This window comes from Streptomyces sp. NPDC002911 (assembly GCF_053591835.1).
Genome location: NZ_JBSFUO010000001.1, coordinates 270,918 through 286,905, shown reverse-complemented (window position 1 = coordinate 286,905; position 15,988 = coordinate 270,918). Strand labels below are relative to the sequence as shown.

The window sequence follows — 15,988 nt, the reverse complement described above, 5'->3', positions numbered from 1 at the left end:
AGGGGTTCTGGCTCTCAGTGGAGGCCGATGATGCGGGCCGTCCCGATCGCCATGTAGAGATTCGCAAACCTCGGCGGCGGATACAACCCCTTCTGGAAAGTTTTTTTTGATTCCTCGGTGTCGACTAGGTCACAGCCGTACTTCTAAGGGGTGGGGGCCAGCCCAAACGTTCGAGTTAAAGGACTTTCGCCCCTTCTACTCACACAATCACACGCAGTGCACGGCGTACGCCTGTGAACGTCACGCTCGTACGCAGTCCCAGGTGGTCACCGTCCATCTGGAAGGGCAGTGGCGCCTTTGAATGCAAGGTGAAGTCCGTGAGGTCGTGACGGGACACGGCGTGCTTGCCGTGCGGGCCCCTCTCGGGGCTGGAAGTGAGCAGCTGAGTGGCGTATCGGGCCACCGCGGGAGTGGTGAGACGCTTCAGTCCGAGGATGTCCAGGGCGGTGTCGAAGGACGCCTTGGGGGCGGCGTACATCGGGCGATTCCCCAGGTAGGTCCAGGGTGCGGTGTTGCAGACGATGGACAGCGCCAGCTCCGTGACCGGGTCCTGGCCGGGGACGTCCAGGGTGATCAGCCCGTTGCGCCGGTGCGGCTCCTCCAGGAACTGCCGGACCACCTGGCGTACGTACAGCGGATGGGTCGAACGCTTGCCGCGTTCACGCTGCTGTTCGACCCGGCCGAGGACGCCGGCGTCGAATCCCAGTCCGGCGCAGAAGGTGAACCAGCGTTCCGGGACGGCCTCGTCGTTCGTACCCGGGGTGCCGACGGCCAGTCCGAGGCCCACGGTGCGCTCGCTGCGGTCGGCGAGGGCGTCCAGGATCGCGCCGGTCGCTTCCACCGCGTCGTTGGGGATACCCAGGGCGCGGGCGAAAACATTGGTGGACCCGCCGGGGACCACGGCCAGGCTCGGCAGGCCCTCGGGGTCGGGGCCGCGGTGCAGCAGGCCGTTGACCACCTCGTTCACCGTGCCGTCGCCTCCGAGGGCGACCACCAGGTCGATGTCATCGGCGTCGGCTGCTCGTCGCCCCAGGTCCCGGGCGTGCCCGCGGTACTCCGTCGTGACGGCCTCGATCTTCATCTCGCTCGCCAGAGCGTGGATCAGTACGTCACGTGTCCGCGCACTGGTAGTGGTGGCAGCTGGGTTGACCACGAGGAGTGCGCGCATGCCCGCCAGCGTACCTACCGCGCGGTACCGGCCCGAAGCCGCGATCCGCCCGTCCGCAAGTGATCACGCAACGTGACCGGCCCTCGGTGGCGTGTCCTCGTGGCCCCGGCTTCGCGTTCGGCGGGCCGGGATGCGAATCTGAAAGGCGTGAGCACTCAGCAGAACGCGCCCTCTCCGTCGCCCTCGGCCGGCCCGGAGAAGCCGGGCCGGATCGCCGCCCTGGCCGCACTCAACGCCGCCGAAGGCGCGGCGCTCGCCATCGGCGGGATCTACATGCTGACCGTCGGGCTCCTCGGGCGGCCCGACAGTATTCAGCAGGCCGAAATGGGCGGACTCACGCTGGTCGCGCTCGGCCTGATCCCGCTGTTCGCCGCCCGTGGGCTGCTGCGGCGGCGCAGCTGGAGCCGGGGACCCGCGCTCATCACCCAGCTCATGGCGCTGCCGGTGGCCTGGACGCTGCTGCGGTCCCAGGGGGCGCTGATTCCCGCGGGCATCGTCCTCGCCGTGGTGGCCGTCACAGCGCTCGTACTGGTGATCGACCCCGCGACCACGAAGGCGCTGGGCATCCGGGGGCCGCGTGCGACCCCCGACGCCTGACCTGGTGCAGCGCCCCGCCCGGCGCTACTCCTCCACCAGCAGCCGCTCGCGCAGCTGCGCGAGTGTGCGTGCCAGCAGGCGGGAGACGTGCATCTGGGAGATGCCGACCTCCTGGGCGATCTGCGACTGGGTCATGTTGCCGAAGAATCGCAGCAGCAGGATCCGCTTCTCGCGCGGCGGGAGGTCCTCCAGCAGCGGCTTGAGCGACTCGCGGTACTCGACGCCTTCCAGCGCCTCGTCCTCGGAGCCCAGTGTGTCCGCGACCGCCGGCGACTCGTCGTCCGTGTCCGGGACGTCCAGCGAGAGCGTGCTGTAGGCGTTGGCCGACTCCAGCCCCTCCAGGACCTCCTCCTCGGAGATGCCCAGGCGCTCCGCCAGCTCGTGCACGGTGGGGGAGCGGCCGTGTTGCTGGGAGAGCTCGGCGGTGGCCGTGGTCAGCGACAGCCGAAGCTCCTGGAGGCGCCGCGGGACCCGCACCGCCCAGCCCTTGTCCCGGAAGTGGCGCTTGATCTCGCCGACGACCGTGGGGGTGGCGTACGTCGAGAACTCGACGCCGCGGTCCGGGTCGAACCGGTCCACCGACTTGATCAGGCCGATCGTGGCGACCTGGGTCAGGTCGTCCAGCGGCTCACCGCGGTTACGGAACCGGCGGGCCAGGTGCTCCACGAGCGGCAGATGCATCCGCACCAGCCGGTTGCGCAGCTCGGCCTTCGCCGCCGACCCGTCGGGCAGCTCCCGGAGCTCGATGAAGAGCGCCCGCGCCCCGCTGCGGTCGTGTGGGTCGTGGTGCCCGTGCTCGCTCATCTGGCCCGCCCGCTCCGCCTGCGAAGGCTCCGCCGCGGCCGGACGGCCCTGCACGCCGTCCGTGCCGTCCGCCCCGCCTTCCGGATGCGGCCGGGCCTGCTGCTCCGGGAGGGCTGCTGGGCGTACCGCCCCCGACCGGATCGTTTCGTCCCGCACAGGACCGTCCCCGTTCCCGTCGCTCACGCCGGCCCGGGTCCCGCGCCGCGCTGTTTGTAGAGGCTGATGCTGACCGTACGGTCGTCGGCGACCGTGGAGTCGACCTTGCCGGCCAGTGCGGAGAGCACCGTCCAGGCGAAGGTGTCGCGCTCAGGGGCGCGGCCGTCCGTCGTGGGGGCCGAGACGGTCACCTCGAGGGAATCGTCGACGAGTCGGAAGACGCAGCTGAGGACGGAGCCGGGCACGGCCTGCTGAAGCAGGATCGCGCAGGCCTCGTCGACCGCGATGCGAAGATCCTCGATCTCGTCGAGAGTGAAGTCCAAGCGCGCTGCGAGGCCGGCCGTGGCCGTACGCAGCACCGACAGGTAGGCACCCGCAGCGGGCAGCCGGACTTCTACGAAGTCCTGGTTCCCGGGCTCGCCTGCGATCTGGGACACCCTCACCTCCAAGGTGGCACAAACTCGTTCGAGACTCCGGGACGAGTGCCCGGGGCCGTGCGGTCCGTCGTCGGTTCTGTGGTTCGGCGACGCTGTCGCAACCCATGATGCCGTGTCGCCGAGACCACAACCGCATGATTACTCATGGTAAGCATACGAGTACAGACGGTGGCTAGTGGTCTGCCGCAGTCAATTGCGAAGAACCGGCGCCGGTTTGACGTACCCAGGCGTCAGACGATCGAACCGTCCACGAAGCACCAGCGCCAGCTCTCCGCGCGTTCGAAGCTGCGCATCACCGGGTGCCCGGTCGCCTCGTAGTGCGCTGTCGCGTGCTTCAGTGTCGAGGAATCGCAGCACCCGACGTGTCCGCAGGCGAGGCAGAGCCGAAGCTGCACGGGCTGGGTGCCGGCCGCCAGGCACTCCGGACAGGTGTCGCTGAGCGGGGCGGGCTCGGGGCGCGGCAATTCGGCTACGTGGAGGCACTCACTCATGATGGCCACGTTACGTCGGATGTGAGGACGGTGAGATGGACGCATTGCCGCTGGTGGCACTCGTCGCGGCGAGCGCGGCGGTCGCGGGTGCCGCCCGCCGGACACCGGTGCCCGCGCCGCTGCTGCTGGTCGCGGCCGGACTGCTGGCCTCGTACCTGCCGGGAGTGCCGAGCTACACGCTGGACGCGCACATCGTGCTGCCCCTGCTGCTGCCGCCGTTGCTGTACACGGCGGCGGTCGACAGTTCGTACCTCGACCTGCGGGCCAATCTGCGGCCGGTCGCCCTGCTCTCCGTGGGATACGTGCTCTTCGCGACGGTCGCCGTGGGATGGCTGGCCTATCTCCTCGTGCCGGACCTGCCGCTCACGGCCGCGCTGGTGCTCGGTGCGGTGGTCGCCCCGCCGGACGCCGTCACGGCCGCGGCGATCGCTCGCAGGGTGGGTCTGCCCGCCCGGGTCACCACGATCCTCCAGGGCGAGTCCCTGGTGAACGACGCCACCGCGATCACCGCCTTCAAGGTGGCCCTCGCCGCAGCCGTCGGCGAAGGCATGAGCTGGGGCGCCGGAATCGGTGAGTTCGTGCTTGCGTCGGTCGGCGGCATCGGCGTCGGCCTGCTGCTCATGGTGCCGCTGCACTGGCTGCGTACGCACCTCAAGGAGGCGCTGCTCCAGAACACCCTGTCGCTGCTGATCCCTTTCGTCGCCTACGCGGCGGCGGAGCGGGTGCACGCCTCCGGGGTTCTCGCCGTGGTCGTCGTCGCGCTCTATCTGGGGCACCGCTCCTGGCAGGTCGACTTCGCGACCCGGCTCCAGGAGGCGGCGGTCTGGAAGATGGTCGCGTTCGTCCTGGAGTCCGCTGTCTTCGCGCTCATCGGCCTGCAGCTGCCCTTCGTGCTCAAGGGCCTGGGCACGCACGGCGTGGCCGAGGCCTTCGGCTACGCGGTCCTGGTGTTCGTGGCCGTGGTCGTGGTGCGCTTCGTCTGGGTGTACCCGGCGAACTACCTGCCGCCCCGGCTCTCCCGGCGCGTCAGGGAGCGCGAAGGGGCGCCGCCCTGGACCTCGTCCCTGATCGTCGGCTGGGCCGGTATGAGGGGCGTCGTCTCGCTCGCCATCGCCTTCTCCATCCCCATGGTCACGCACGACGGAGAGGACTTCCCCGCGCGCAACCTGGTGCTGTTCCTGACCTTCACGACCGTCATCGGAACGCTCGTCGTCCAAGGGCTGAGTCTGCCCCTCCTGGTGCGCGTACTGAAGCTCCCAAGGCGCAGCGCGCGCGCCGAGACGCTGGCCGAGGCGCAGGCGCAGAACGAGGCGTCGACGGCCGCGGACGCACGGCTGGAGGCGTTGCTGGCCGATCCGCGCAACGCGCTGCCCGACCCTCTCACCCAGCGGCTGCGGGCCGTCATGGAACGGCGGCGCAACGCCGTGTGGGAGAGGCTCGGCGCGGCCAACCCGGTCACCGGGGAGTCGGCGGACGACACCTACCGGCGGCTGGCGAGAGACATGATCGCCGCCGAGCGCGAGGTCTTCGTACGCCTCAGGGACGAGCGGAGTATCGACGACGAGATGCTGCGCGCCCTGTTGCGGCGGCTGGACCTGGAGGAGGCCGCCGCCTACCGGGAGACGGACGGCGTGTGAGCGTGCCCCGGAGGTCTCGGGGGCCGGACGTCTCAGGGCCGCCCGGTGATGACCGCGGTGACCGTGGCCCCCGGGGCGAAGGCGCCCTCGCCGGCCAGCACGGTCAGCCCGTACAGAAGTTTGGCCACATAGAGCCGCTCGACGGGCAGGGCGTGCCGCTTCTCGAAGTCGTCCGCGAAGGTGTGCAGTTCCGGTGTCGTGCGGGCGTACCCGCCGAAGTGGAAACGTTCGTCCAGGGACCACTGTCCGGTGGGGGCGCCGAACGCCTCCCGCTGCAGATCGCGTACCGCCGCCCCCAGGAACCCGCCGCGCAGGACGGGGATGCCCAGGGCGCGCTGTCCGGGGCCGAGCCCGGCGGCCAGTCCTGCGAGGGTGCCCCCGGTGCCGCAGGCCACCGCCACGGTTCCGGCCGGGCCGCACAGTTCGCGGCCGAGCTCTGTGCAGCCCTGTACGGCCAGCGCGTTGCTGCCGCCTTCCGGGATGACCACACACTCCCCGAAGAGGCTCAGCAGGCCTTCCAGGACGTCGGGAGCGGTCTTCGCGCGGTAGGTGACGCGGTCCACGAAGTGCAGTCGCATGCCGTCGGCCGCGCACCGCGCGAGCGAGGGGTTCAGGGGACGATGGGCCAGCTCCTCGCCCCGTACGACGCCGACGGTGGGGAAACCCAGCAGGCGTCCGGCGGCGGCCGTGGCCCGGAGGTGGTTCGAGTAGGCCCCGCCGAAGGTCAGAACGGTACGGCCGGCGGCGGCCCGGAGATTGAGGGCGAGTTTGCGCCACTTGTTGCCCGGCAGGTCCGGGTGGATCAGATCGTCGCGTTTGAGCAGCAGTGTCACGCCGTGGCGCGCGAAGCGCTCGTCCTCGGCCGGCTGCAGGGGCGAGGGGAGCGCCGGCTGCAGCCGGGAGAGGTCGGGCGTTTCGTCCATGCCTTCATTGTGTGCCGCCCCGTGCCGCCCTGCTTCAGCCGGTCGTGGATCCGGTTGCGCATGCCCGGCGATCGGAAGACCGCTCAGGTCGACGGTGCCGGTGTGCGCGGCGGTCCGGCCGGGCTCCGGATTCTCGTACCAGAAGTGGGCGGAGGCGTCCGGGAGCTTGCCGGTGAGTGCCGCGTGGTCCGTGCGCAGCGCGTGGTCGGCGGGCGAACGGTCGCCGTGGACCACGGTGACGGGCGAACGGTGCTGTTCCTCCGCCAGGTGCTGCACGGCCTCGTACTGCGCGGCCGGTGATGCCCAGGGAGGCGTGCTTGTCGGCGATGTGGCCCAGCATCACATCGGGTTGGGTGCAGGGGTGTTCGACGAGATGGGTGGCAGCGGGTGGCGGCTCGATCAGCCGGGCGCGGGGCGACCGCGGCTGATGCCGAGCAGCAGCGGGCCGGTGGGGGAGGAGACGAGATCGCCGACCGTGAGCGGGTCGAGCGAGGCGTAGAAGGCCTCTTCGGCCTGGCGCAGCGCCGACCGGAGCCGGCAGGCGGAACGCAGGGGGCACGGGGTGCCGCCCTCGCAGTCGACGACCTCGCCCGGCCCCTCCAGCTGCCTCACCAGGGCGCCGATCGAGGCCGACCGGCCGGCGGCGGTGAGGGCGAGGCCTCCGCCCCTGCCTCGCCGCGCGTCGACCAGGCCGAGATGCTGGAGGCGGGCGACGACCTTTGCCGCGTGGGTGTACGGCACCTGCATGGTGGCCGCCACCTCACGTGTGGTCGGCGGGTCCTCGCCCTCCGTCGTGACGGTCAGGCGCATGAGCACCCGGAGCGCCACATCGGTGAATCGCGTCAGCCGCATGGCGGCAGCGTAGATAAGTTACATATTGGATGCAAGTTAGTCGCCCGTCCTCCGTCCCAGGGGGCGCGTCATCATGGGGGTGCGGCCTCGTGACGGATGCGGGGTGCGCGTGGGCGAGAGAGGTGGTCAGCGGCCGTGCCGAAGCCGAACGCAGCCGACGGGATACCGGCGAGCAAGGTCATCACCGACCCGGACAGCCTGGGCCGGTACGCGCACGACGAGGCGGAGTGGGCCCCGGCAGGGCTGCCCCTGGCCGTCGTGCGGCCCCAGGACACCGATGAGGTGCGGGCCGTCGTGGCGTACTGCGTCGAGCACCGGATCCCGGTGATCCCGCGCGGCGCCGGTACGGGTCTCTCCGGCGGGGCCAACGCGGTGGACGGCGCCGTCGTCCTCTCCTTCGAGGACATGAGCCGGATCCTGCGCATCGACCCGGTGGAGCGCCTCGCCGTCGTCCAGCCCGGCGTCGTCAACGACGACCTGCGCGCCGCGTGCGCCGAACAGGGCCTCTGGTATCCGCCGGACCCGGCGAGCTCCCCCTGGTCCACCATCGGCGGCAACACGGCCACCAACGCGGGGGGCATGTGCTGCGTCAAGTACGGCGTGACCCGCGACTACGTGCTCGGGCTCGAGGTGGTCAACGGCCTCGGTAAGATCGTGCGGGTGGGCCGGCAGACCGCCAAGGGGGTCGCCGGGTACGACCTGTGCGGTCTGTTCGTCGGCTCCGAGGGGACCCTCGGCGTGATCACCGAGATCACCGTGAAGCTGCGCGGTGCGCGGCCGGCGGAGCGCACGGTGGCCGGCTTCTTCGACTCGGTCGTCGCGGCCGGCGACGCGGTGAGCCGGGTGACGGCGGCCGGCATCGTGCCCTCAGCGCTCGAACTCCTCGACCGGCACTGCCTGAAAGCCGTCGACGAGTGGAAGAACATGGGCCTGTCGGCGGACGCGGACGCGATCCTGCTCGGCCGCGTTGACACCCCGGGAGCCGCCGGCGACGCAGAGGCCGAGGCCGTACGGGCCTGCTTCGCGGAGGCCGGTGCGGCCTGGGCCGAGGTCTCCACCGACCAGGCGGAGGCGGACGCCCTGTTCCAGGCCCGTCGGCTGGCCTACCCGGCGCTGGAGCGGTTGGGACCGGTGCTCACCGAGGACGTGGTCGTGCCGCGCTCCCGGGTGCCGCAGATGCTGGCGCGTATCGAGGAGATCGCCGGTGAACACGACGTCCTCATCGCCAACATCGCCCACGCCGGCGACGGCAACCTCCACCCCCTGATCATCACCGAACCCGGCGACGACGCGGCCAGGGCCCGCGCTCAGCTCGCCTTCGAGGACATCCTCGACGCGGCGATCTCCTTCGGCGGCACGGTCACCGGTGAACACGGGGTGGGCCTGCTGAAGATGGGCGGCATGGACCGCGAGGTCGGCCCCGTCAACCTCGCCATGCAGAGAGCGGTCAAGGCGGCCCTCGACCCGCACGGCATCCTCAACCCGGGCAAGGTCGTCGTCTCGGGAGCGCCGCTGGCGCACTGACGGCTCCGGCGGCCGTCCCTACCGCAGCGGTTCGCAGAGCGCGATGGCGCGCAGGGCCGCCGCGAGTGCCTGCTCGCCGCCGACATCGAGGGCTGTGTCGGTGAGCTTGACGACGTGCTCGTCGCCGTGTGCCAGGGCTTGTTCGAGGACCTCTTCGGGCGTGATGGCGCCCGGGGGGACATAGGCCACCGGGGCGTCCGGCGCGTACATGGCCGTCACCGCCGCGGATGCCGTCCAGGCGGCCTGGAGGCTCGGCACCCACAGGGCCCGCGGGAGCGCGGGCAGGGTGCGCAGGACGGCGTTGGGCGCCGTCGCCGCGTGGACCAGCATGGTCGCCTCGCCGTGGCCGTGGGTGGCGTACCGATGGGTGGCCGCCCGGACCAGTTCGGTGAGCCGGCGGTGAGCCTCGGCCGGGTCCGTGACCGGGGCGGCCCATACCGGCAGGCTTCTGACCCGGCCGAGCCGGGCGGGGAAGCCGCCCTCCTGTCCGGCGACGGGGGGCACCGCGGCGAGGGCGGCTGCGGCGCTGTCCGCACCTGCTACGGCCTTGGGGAACATCGGTACAGCCGTTGGCGCTGAGATTGATCATGGGGTCTAGCTGCGGATTTCCGTGTTCGGGTGGGGCTGGGCCTGGAGACGGTCGCGGAGGTCGATCTCCTCGGGGGTGAGCGGGTCTTCTGACCGGCGGATGCGGACGTGCTTGGGCCGCAGCGGCGGGCCGTCATCCGCCGCAGCCTCCTCGACTTCGGCCAGCGCCCGGTAGAGCGAGGCGACCGAGGGGCTTTTGCCTGCGTTCTTCCCGGTCTTGATGATCAGCTTCTTCGCGATCTCGGGAACGGGGACGCCCTTGTCCTTGAGCGCGACGGCGAAGGTGAGCATGTCGTCGTCGATTACCTTCGGCCGTCCGCCGTGGTTGCCCTTGGCCGCTGCGGTGACCTGGCCTTCGAGTGTCTTCTCCCGGATGTAGTTGCGCTCGATCTGCCCGGCAACGGCGAGCACGGCGAAGAACATGGCGCCCATGCCGTTGGGGTCGTAGATGCCGGTGAGCGGGCCGGTGAGGAGTTCGAGCTGGATGCCGGCAGCCTGGAGTTCGGCGGACAGTGTCATCAGCTCGGCGGCGTTGCGCGCGAGCCGCTTGAGCTCGTGGACGGTGAGAATGACCGGCGTCTCGGGTGCGGCTTCTTTGAACTGGCGGGCTAGCGCGAGCGCCTTCTCCAGCTCGGGCCGCACCTTGATGCGGGTACTGATCTGCTCCTGGAAGACCTTGTGGCACTCCGCGCGGTGGAGGGCTTCGAGCTGGCTCGCCAGCTCCTGGCGGGCGGTCGAGGTACGGGCGTACCCGATGCGGACCGGGCGTTCGGTGCGCGGCGCGGGCACGACGGCGAGCGCCGGGCCCCGCTTCCACGCGCGGCCGGGGTGGCGGTCGGCGGGGACGAGGATCTCCAGTTCCTCGCGGAGCGCGGGGACGAGGACGAAGCGGGGGGTGTGGTACTTCGCGGCGGTCTTCCCGCCGCGGGTGCGGCAGGCGGAGCCGGCGGGCGCGTCACAGTTTGGGCAGTCGTGACGTTCTACCGCCGATGCGGCCCGATCGGGCGTGAGATCCATCCGGGAAGCCTCTCAGAAGTGCCTCGCACAACATGCAGGTTTCGAGAGGACTTTTGCGAACAGCGACCTGCGGAAACGTGATCACTGCCGGGGCTCTCGCAGAACTCTCACAGATGTTCATTTGTGAGAATGCCGAGAAGTCGAACATGCAACCGGGCGGCGCCCGATCGGAGCCCCTTGCCGGCGTCACGTCGCGGCGAGGACCAACCTGTGTGCTCAGGCGGGCTGACGGAGCGCGCTGACCAGTGCGCGCGGGTCGTCGGCGTGGAAGCGGATGGTGTGGGCCTCTTCCATTGCGCCGAGCGGGCGGGTGAAGGGGAGTGGCCGGTTCAGCTCCAGGGTCACCGAGGTCTGGCTGCCCACTATGAGGTCGAGGACCCCGTCCTCGGAAAGGGTGATCAGGCCGCCTTCGGGATAGCGCCGGTCGACCCGGACCGAGGCGACCGCGTCCGGCGGTACGGCGAGGTCGAAGAGGGCTCCGTAGCGGATCCGCAGAGAGCCGTCGGGGCGCACGACGTGTGGCCGGGTGACGCAGGCGGCGTGCAGGGCCAGCACGAGGACGACGCCGTACAGGTCGAGTACCAGGATCACCCGGTGGACCACCGGCCAAGGGATGAGGAAGGCCAGGACCACCGTCTCGATGACCATCACGAAGAGCAGCCCGTACATCATCGCGGTCTGGGGCCCGGTGTACGCGGCAGCGTGGTCTCCGGGGCGCACCCCGTGCGTGCCGCGCCGGACCCACCGCCCCAGGGAGGCGAGGGCGCGCAGTTCATGGAGGACCAGGCGGCGGACCGTCACCGGCACCGCCTCCTGTACGGCAGCTCGCCGCGCCGCCTGGCGGTCTGCGCCACGGGCGCGCGCGGCGACATACAGCGAGCGCAGCACCCATGCCTCGAACAGCAGCACCACGAGCACCAGCGCCTCGGCGCCCGCCAGCGCCCAACCGGGCGGCCGGAGCCCAGCCATCAGGCAGGCCGCCAGGGCCAGTTCCCCCGGCAGTACGGCGGCGACCGCGACCCGCGCCGCCCGTACGCCCCTTGGTCGGCCGTTCATCCCCGGCCCCTCTCCATGAACGCGTCCATAAGTCGGCCCACGACTTCCGCTTGCGCGGGGGTGTACTCGGCGAGCAGCGCCTCCTTGAACCCGGTCACGACCGCCCCGTCCTCGGGGATTGCGGCGAACAGCTCCTCGGGGACGGCTGCCATCAGGTCAGCTGCCAGAGGTGCGATCCGCGGATCGTCGGCGGGGGCTTCGGCGAGCGCGTCGAGGCGCTCATACAGTTCGACGACCGCGGGATCGGCGACCAGTGTTCCGAGCAGCGCGAAAATCTCTTGGCTACCGGAGCTGGTGGCGTCCATCAGCGTGAGGTACTCGCGGTCCTTGGCCGCGCTCGGCGAGTCTGTCCTGGGGGCCTGTGCCAGCAGTGCGGCGAGGGCGGGTGAGACGGGCCCGGTCGCGCCGGGCGGCTCGGCAAGCAGGGCGCTGAGCCGGCAGCGGCGCTCCCGGATGTCGGCTTCCTGGCGGGCCAGGTCGGCGTCGAGTTCCTCTAACACCTCGGCCAGTTCGCGTCCGGCATCATCGGCGAGGGCGTCGCGCACTTCATCTAGGCTGAGGCCGAGTTCGGTGAGTCGACGCACCCGGGCCAGCAGTACGGCGTCGCGGACGCTGTAGGCCCGGTACCCATTGGGGCGCCGCTCCGGTTCCGGAAGCAGCCCGACATGGTGGTAGTGCCGGATCGCCCGGGTGGTGAGCCCCACGAGCGCGGCGATCTCTCCGATTCGCATGCCGCCAGTAGAAACCCTGCCGTTGCGTCAAGGTCAAGCGCTGAAAGTCTCGTCGGGCGCAAAACGATTCGAGCGCGTCTACACACCGGAGTGATACGTCTTCGTCAGCGCACGTATCTGGCCAGGGTCCGCTCCCGCTACCCCTCGTCGTCCTCGTCGAGTTCGACTGTGTCTGGGTCGCGAAGCGGGCGTAGGGCGCCGCCAGCCGGGGTGGAGGTGGTGAAGCTGTAGCGGCCCAGGACGTTGAGGTTGCGGTGCTTGAGCGGGGAGAGGCGGGCGATGTCCTCGTCCCGGATCTCGTGTCCCTCGGCACGGAGGTGTACGACGGCGGCGTCGATGTACCGGGTGGTCCAGAGCACCACGGCGTTGAGGACCAGGCCCAGTGAGCCGAGCTGGTCCTCCATCCCGTCCCGGTACGCCTGATGGATGGTGCCGCGCTTGCCGTGGCACACGTCGCGGGCCAGCTTGTGCCGGGACTCCTGCACGGTGAGCTGGCGGTTCATCTGGCGGCGGTAGGTGTCGTCGACCGGGTCGACGACACGGAGCAGGTGCTCGGTCTTGGCGATCCGGCCGTACTCGGCGAATGCCTGCCCCAACGGGGTCGGGTGGCCTTCGCGTCCGAACATCCGCAGTAGGTCGTAGGCGCGAACCTGGTTGGTGACCAGGGAACCGGCGACCCGGAGCATGTCCGGCCAGTGGGTGATCACCTTGTTCAGGTTGACCCGGTTGCGGGCCAGCGGCTCCAGCGGCCCGTACGTACCTGTCCCCACGCCCGGAAGGGACGCGCGCCAGAACCGCTGGTCGTCCAGGTCTTTGAACCGGGGGCTGAAGTTGTAGCCCAGAATGCGGAAAATGCCGAACACGATGTCGCTGTACGAGGCGTTGTCGGTGGCGACCATCTCCGGCTTCACCCCGCCGTCGAGGTTCAGCAGCGCGTCCAGGATGTGCAGGGAGTCGCGAGGGGTGCCCGGGACCACCATCTGCCCGATGCCCGCGACCTGGTCGTTGACGGCGTTGAGCCAGGTGATGCCGCGCTTGAACCCGAAGTACTTCGGCGAAGGGGCGGCGTTGATGGTGCGGACGGGGACGACGAACCGCAGTCCGTCGACCGAGGCCAACAGCCCGTCTCCCCAGTACCGCACGATCGGCACCTGGCCCTGCGCCTCGATCAGTGCGGCGTTCGCCGCGGCGATGGTGTCGGCCCGCAGATAGAACTGGTCGACGTGCACCAGCCGGGAACGGTGAAGCGCCTCATGCGCGGGGTTGATGACCGGGGTCATGCCGATGTTGCACGCCTCCGAGACCAGAAGGGCCACCAGTGAGGTGGTCAAGTCCTTCATACGGGTTGTGCCGTCGCCCAGGTGTACGAAGGCGTCCAGGAACCCGGTCCAGCCGTGCACCTCGAACAAAAGCTCCGGCAGGTCGATCTTCGGGAGCATCTTCTCCACCCGCCCCCGCAGCCACGTCAGGGACTTCGGCTCGCCCAGCGCGCCGAGTTTGGACACGTTCAGCTTCGCCCGGCCGCCCGGCGGGACCTCGATGGTGACTTTCGTGTCCTGCCCGGCCGTCTCCAGCCGCTCAGCCATCTGCTTCCACGCCGCATCCAGCGCCGTCACCAGCGCGGCCAGGTGCTCCTCGACCGGCATATCCAGGCTCAGGCCCGCCAGGACGTCCTCCCGCACGGCCTCCCACTCTGTGCCGTCCAGCAGCCGGGCGCGCGGGTCGGACCAGCGGTGCGAGGGAGAGGCGAACACGTCCCGGCGCTGAAGCGCGCGGTGCAGCTGCTCCAGCACACACACCACGTACGCGTCCCGGTCCACAGCCCCCGGCGGCAGCTCGGCGTTGGCGTACACCGCCTTGCGCCATGCGGCTGGCACCAGCTTGTCATCGACCTCGCGCGGCAGCAGTGGCTTGTCCTTCACCCGCCGCCGCGCCAGAGCGGGCAGCCGCTTCACCCCGGCCAGCACCCGCTTCCCGCCGGTCGCCGCATCCAGCGCCTTCGACTCGCCCAGCAGCGACAGGAACGGCCGCACCGTGTTGTACCGGGTGGCCAGCGCCGCCCGCATCGCGACGGCTGCCGAGTCCTCGTCCTCCGGCACCAGCGAGACCACCAGCACGGCCGCACTCATCACCGCGGCCCGGGACGCGACCTCCTCCACTGCCCGCCACAGTGCCGCCGCGTCCAGATCCGTGCCGTGTGCCTCGACCAGCTCCAGCTCCTCGAACAGCACCTTCGCCGCCCGCGCCAGGGTCCGCGACGCCTTCTCCAGCTGCGGCAGCGTCGAGAGCCGCTCCTTGTCCGTCGCCCGCTTTGCCGTGCTGATCAGCCTCGTCGCCATCAGCACCGAGAACAGGTCCAGCGCCTCATCGATCGCCTTGGCCTCAAGGTGGCGCATCACCGCAGTGAGCATCGCCGTGCGCTTGGGCTCTGCGGCCCGCTCCAAGGTCGCAGCCTTGGACCCCAGCCCGTAGCGGGCAAGCGCCGCGAGCCGGTTCGGCGGGATCTGCGACAGCTTCAACCGCCCGAGCTGGAACGCGCCGATTTCGTCGACCCGTTCCAGCGACCGTGCGAACGCCGTGCCCGTCGTCCGTGTCGGCGGCCGGCGCAGCCGCTCCAGCTCCGAGTACCGGCCGCCCTCCGGCGTCACCAGCGTGGCCACCAGGTCCGCCGGCAGAGCCGGGTCCGCACGGTGAGCCGCCCTGGCCACGGTGGCGTGCAGCCGCTTCTCCGCGATCGTTCGAACCTCCGACACCTGCCGGGCCAGCACCGAGACACCCGGCAGCAGCACCCGGTTCCGCCGTAGCCAGCCCACCGCCTGGTTGAACAGCGCGACCGGCCCCTCCGCATGCGTCCACGCCCGGCCGTGCAGGAACGTCCGGAACTTCCGTCCCCACTCCGCATCTTCGTACGGGTGGTATCCGTAGGCGTCCCGGATCTCCCACGAGTGCTCGTACGCCGTCTTCAGCCGCTCGGTGTACCGCTTCACACACGACGGATCCTCGATGCCGAGCTGCGCGGCCAGGTGCTCGACCACCGGCCATGGCACCGCAAGCGGGTCCTCCAGGAACAGCCCCACGTAGCGGACTGTGCACATCTGGAGGGCGAAGCCCAGCTGATGATGCTTTGTACGCCGCAGCGCGATCAGATCGCGGTCGACATCATCCAGGAAGAAGAACCGCTCCAGCTCGGGTCTCGTCGGCTCCTCAGCGAACTTCCCGTACGCCTCGGCCTGATCATCAGTTAAAAACTCCACCGGCATGACGCGGACCGTAGACCGGCCCCACCCGTGATCGACGATCTTTCAGCGAACCCCCGTTCTGGGGACGATCGCTGTGCTACCCGACCATGATCGTTCTCAGCGCCAACGGCTGTACCGATGTTCCCCAAGGCCGTGCTACGGGGGTGAGGCCGGTGACGGGGTGGTGGCGGGCGGCCCAGTAACCGAGGCCATGCTCGAGTTCGGTCAGCCGCGGTGCGGTGCTCTCGCCGGCCAGGAGCGTGCGTACGGCATGGCCCACGCGGATCACCGGATGCGTCGATCCGCCGTACATGCCGGGCAGCAGGCGGGGCCACCACTGGGTCAGCACGTCCCGCCAGGGGCGCTCGGCGACCTCCCGGCCGAAGTAGCCGATCCAGTCGGCGGCGCGGCGCGGGTCTCCCAGAGCCGCACGCCAGTTGGCGTCCGTGACCGGCTCGACGCCGGCCGGGAACTCCTCGAGTCTGGACGCGTAGAGGTCGAGCCAGCGGTGCACGGCCGACGGCTGACCGTTGGCCGCGAGGGCCTCTACGGCCATCGGCGCGTGGTTGGTGAGCCGCCCGAGCCGCTCCGGGCCCGAGCTGTGCAGCCGCTGGAGCGCCTCGTCGAGGGTGCCTGTCGAATCCATGACCAGAACGCTAGGCGGCCGTCCGTACCCCCGTAACGGGCGGAAGTCCTAGGCGCCGGGCGGGGCTTCCCGGAGGAGACCTAGGTCCAGGGGCCTGGTTGGGGTTCTCCCCTCCCCTCCAC

The 15,988-nt window shown here is 70.5% G+C and carries 13 protein-coding genes and 2 pseudogenes; 3 read left to right on the top strand and 12 right to left on the bottom strand.

What is annotated here, in order from left to right; all coding sequences use genetic code 11:
* Positions 1-199: 199 nt before the first annotated feature.
* Positions 200-1,168: a diacylglycerol/lipid kinase family protein gene (locus ACWD04_RS01255; RefSeq protein WP_451126821.1), complete on the bottom strand. Its 969-nt coding sequence runs from the start codon at positions 1,166-1,168 to the stop codon at positions 200-202.
* Positions 1,169-1,315: 147 nt separating this feature from the next.
* Here ACWD04_RS01255 and ACWD04_RS01250 point away from each other — a divergent pair, with 147 nt between their 5' ends.
* Positions 1,316-1,765: a hypothetical protein gene (locus tag ACWD04_RS01250; RefSeq protein ID WP_451126819.1), complete on the top strand. Its 450-nt coding sequence runs from the start codon at positions 1,316-1,318 to the stop codon at positions 1,763-1,765.
* A gap of 24 nt (positions 1,766-1,789) precedes the next feature.
* Here the strand turns inward: ACWD04_RS01250 and ACWD04_RS01245 are convergent, their stop codons facing one another.
* The 3 genes from ACWD04_RS01245 to ACWD04_RS01235 form a co-directional block, all read right to left on the bottom strand.
* The gene (locus ACWD04_RS01245) at positions 1,790-2,725 is read right to left on the bottom strand and encodes an RNA polymerase sigma factor SigF (RefSeq protein ID WP_451126817.1); all 936 of its coding nucleotides are present in this window, start codon (positions 2,723-2,725) and stop codon (positions 1,790-1,792) included.
* Positions 2,726-2,748: 23 nt separating this feature from the next.
* Positions 2,749-3,162: an ATP-binding protein gene (locus ACWD04_RS01240; RefSeq protein ID WP_003966375.1), complete on the bottom strand. Its 414-nt coding sequence runs from the start codon at positions 3,160-3,162 to the stop codon at positions 2,749-2,751.
* Between the two features lie 230 nt (positions 3,163-3,392).
* A complete protein-coding gene (locus ACWD04_RS01235) occupies positions 3,393-3,653 on the bottom strand; it encodes a UBP-type zinc finger domain-containing protein (RefSeq protein WP_451126815.1) in 261 nt (86 codons plus the stop codon).
* Positions 3,654-3,688: 35 nt separating this feature from the next.
* On the opposite strand from ACWD04_RS01235, the gene ACWD04_RS01230 reads away from it, so the two are divergent.
* On the top strand, positions 3,689-5,290 hold the full coding sequence (locus ACWD04_RS01230) for a Na+/H+ antiporter (protein ID WP_451126813.1): 1,602 nt from the start codon (positions 3,689-3,691) through the stop codon (positions 5,288-5,290).
* Between the two features lie 32 nt (positions 5,291-5,322).
* Here ACWD04_RS01230 and ACWD04_RS01225 read toward each other — a convergent pair whose 3' ends face one another.
* Positions 5,323-6,213 carry a 1-aminocyclopropane-1-carboxylate deaminase/D-cysteine desulfhydrase gene (locus tag ACWD04_RS01225; RefSeq protein WP_451127429.1) on the bottom strand — a complete coding sequence of 297 codons (891 nt, stop codon included), beginning with the start codon at positions 6,211-6,213 and terminating at the stop codon, positions 5,323-5,325.
* Between the two features lie 399 nt (positions 6,214-6,612).
* Complete coding sequence (locus tag ACWD04_RS01220) at positions 6,613-7,065, bottom strand: RrF2 family transcriptional regulator (RefSeq protein WP_451126811.1); 453 nt, start codon at positions 7,063-7,065, stop codon at positions 6,613-6,615.
* A gap of 96 nt (positions 7,066-7,161) precedes the next feature.
* On the opposite strand from ACWD04_RS01220, the gene ACWD04_RS01215 reads away from it, so the two are divergent.
* On the top strand, positions 7,162-8,589 hold the full coding sequence (locus tag ACWD04_RS01215; protein ID WP_451126809.1) for an FAD-binding oxidoreductase: 1,428 nt from the start codon (positions 7,162-7,164) through the stop codon (positions 8,587-8,589).
* A gap of 18 nt (positions 8,590-8,607) precedes the next feature.
* Here ACWD04_RS01215 and ACWD04_RS01210 read toward each other — a convergent pair.
* The 6 genes and pseudogenes from ACWD04_RS01210 to ACWD04_RS01185 all read right to left on the bottom strand — a co-directional run.
* A pseudogene (locus ACWD04_RS01210) lies at positions 8,608-9,126 on the bottom strand (questin oxidase family protein); the annotation flags it as partial.
* A 57-nt stretch (positions 9,127-9,183) separates the two neighbouring features.
* Positions 9,184-10,194, bottom strand: coding sequence for a recombinase family protein (locus tag ACWD04_RS01205; protein WP_451126807.1), 1,011 nt, complete (start codon positions 10,192-10,194; stop codon positions 9,184-9,186).
* A 216-nt stretch (positions 10,195-10,410) separates the two neighbouring features.
* Positions 10,411-11,250 carry a hypothetical protein gene (locus ACWD04_RS01200; protein ID WP_451126805.1) on the bottom strand — a complete coding sequence of 280 codons (840 nt, stop codon included), beginning with the start codon at positions 11,248-11,250 and terminating at the stop codon, positions 10,411-10,413.
* Positions 11,247-11,981 carry a MerR family transcriptional regulator gene (locus ACWD04_RS01195; protein ID WP_258779053.1) on the bottom strand — a complete coding sequence of 245 codons (735 nt, stop codon included), beginning with the start codon at positions 11,979-11,981 and terminating at the stop codon, positions 11,247-11,249. Before ACWD04_RS01195 ends, ACWD04_RS01200 begins: the two co-directional genes overlap by 4 nt.
* Before the next feature lie 137 nt (positions 11,982-12,118).
* Entirely contained in the window at positions 12,119-15,241 is a 3,123-nt protein-coding gene (locus ACWD04_RS01190; RefSeq protein WP_451126802.1) for a Tn3 family transposase, read from the bottom strand.
* Positions 15,242-15,377: 136 nt separating this feature from the next.
* Positions 15,378-15,866: pseudogene (locus tag ACWD04_RS01185) on the bottom strand (questin oxidase family protein); the annotation flags it as partial.
* Positions 15,867-15,988: the final 122 nt, after the last annotated feature.

What these genes read in the sequence shown, in the direction of transcription:
- ACWD04_RS01255 (WP_451126821.1), bottom strand. Translation starts at nt 1,168, where the DNA reads ATGCGCGCACTCCTCGTGGTCAACCCAGCTGCCACCACTACCAGTGCG.
- ACWD04_RS01235 (WP_451126815.1), bottom strand. Translation starts at nt 3,653, where the DNA reads ATGAGTGAGTGCCTCCACGTAGCCGAATTGCCGCGCCCCGAGCCCGCC.
- ACWD04_RS01230 (WP_451126813.1), top strand. Translation starts at nt 3,689, where the DNA reads ATGGACGCATTGCCGCTGGTGGCACTCGTCGCGGCGAGCGCGGCGGTC.
- ACWD04_RS01225 (WP_451127429.1), bottom strand. Translation starts at nt 6,213, where the DNA reads ATGGACGAAACGCCCGACCTCTCCCGGCTGCAGCCGGCGCTCCCCTCG.
- ACWD04_RS01220 (WP_451126811.1), bottom strand. Translation starts at nt 7,065, where the DNA reads ATGCGGCTGACGCGATTCACCGATGTGGCGCTCCGGGTGCTCATGCGC.
- ACWD04_RS01215 (WP_451126809.1), top strand. Translation starts at nt 7,162, where the DNA reads ATGCGGGGTGCGCGTGGGCGAGAGAGGTGGTCAGCGGCCGTGCCGAAG.
- ACWD04_RS01205 (WP_451126807.1), bottom strand. Translation starts at nt 10,194, where the DNA reads ATGGATCTCACGCCCGATCGGGCCGCATCGGCGGTAGAACGTCACGAC.
- ACWD04_RS01200 (WP_451126805.1), bottom strand. Translation starts at nt 11,250, where the DNA reads ATGAACGGCCGACCAAGGGGCGTACGGGCGGCGCGGGTCGCGGTCGCC.
- ACWD04_RS01195 (WP_258779053.1), bottom strand. Translation starts at nt 11,981, where the DNA reads ATGCGAATCGGAGAGATCGCCGCGCTCGTGGGGCTCACCACCCGGGCG.
- ACWD04_RS01190 (WP_451126802.1), bottom strand. Translation starts at nt 15,241, where the DNA reads ATGCCGGTGGAGTTTTTAACTGATGATCAGGCCGAGGCGTACGGGAAG.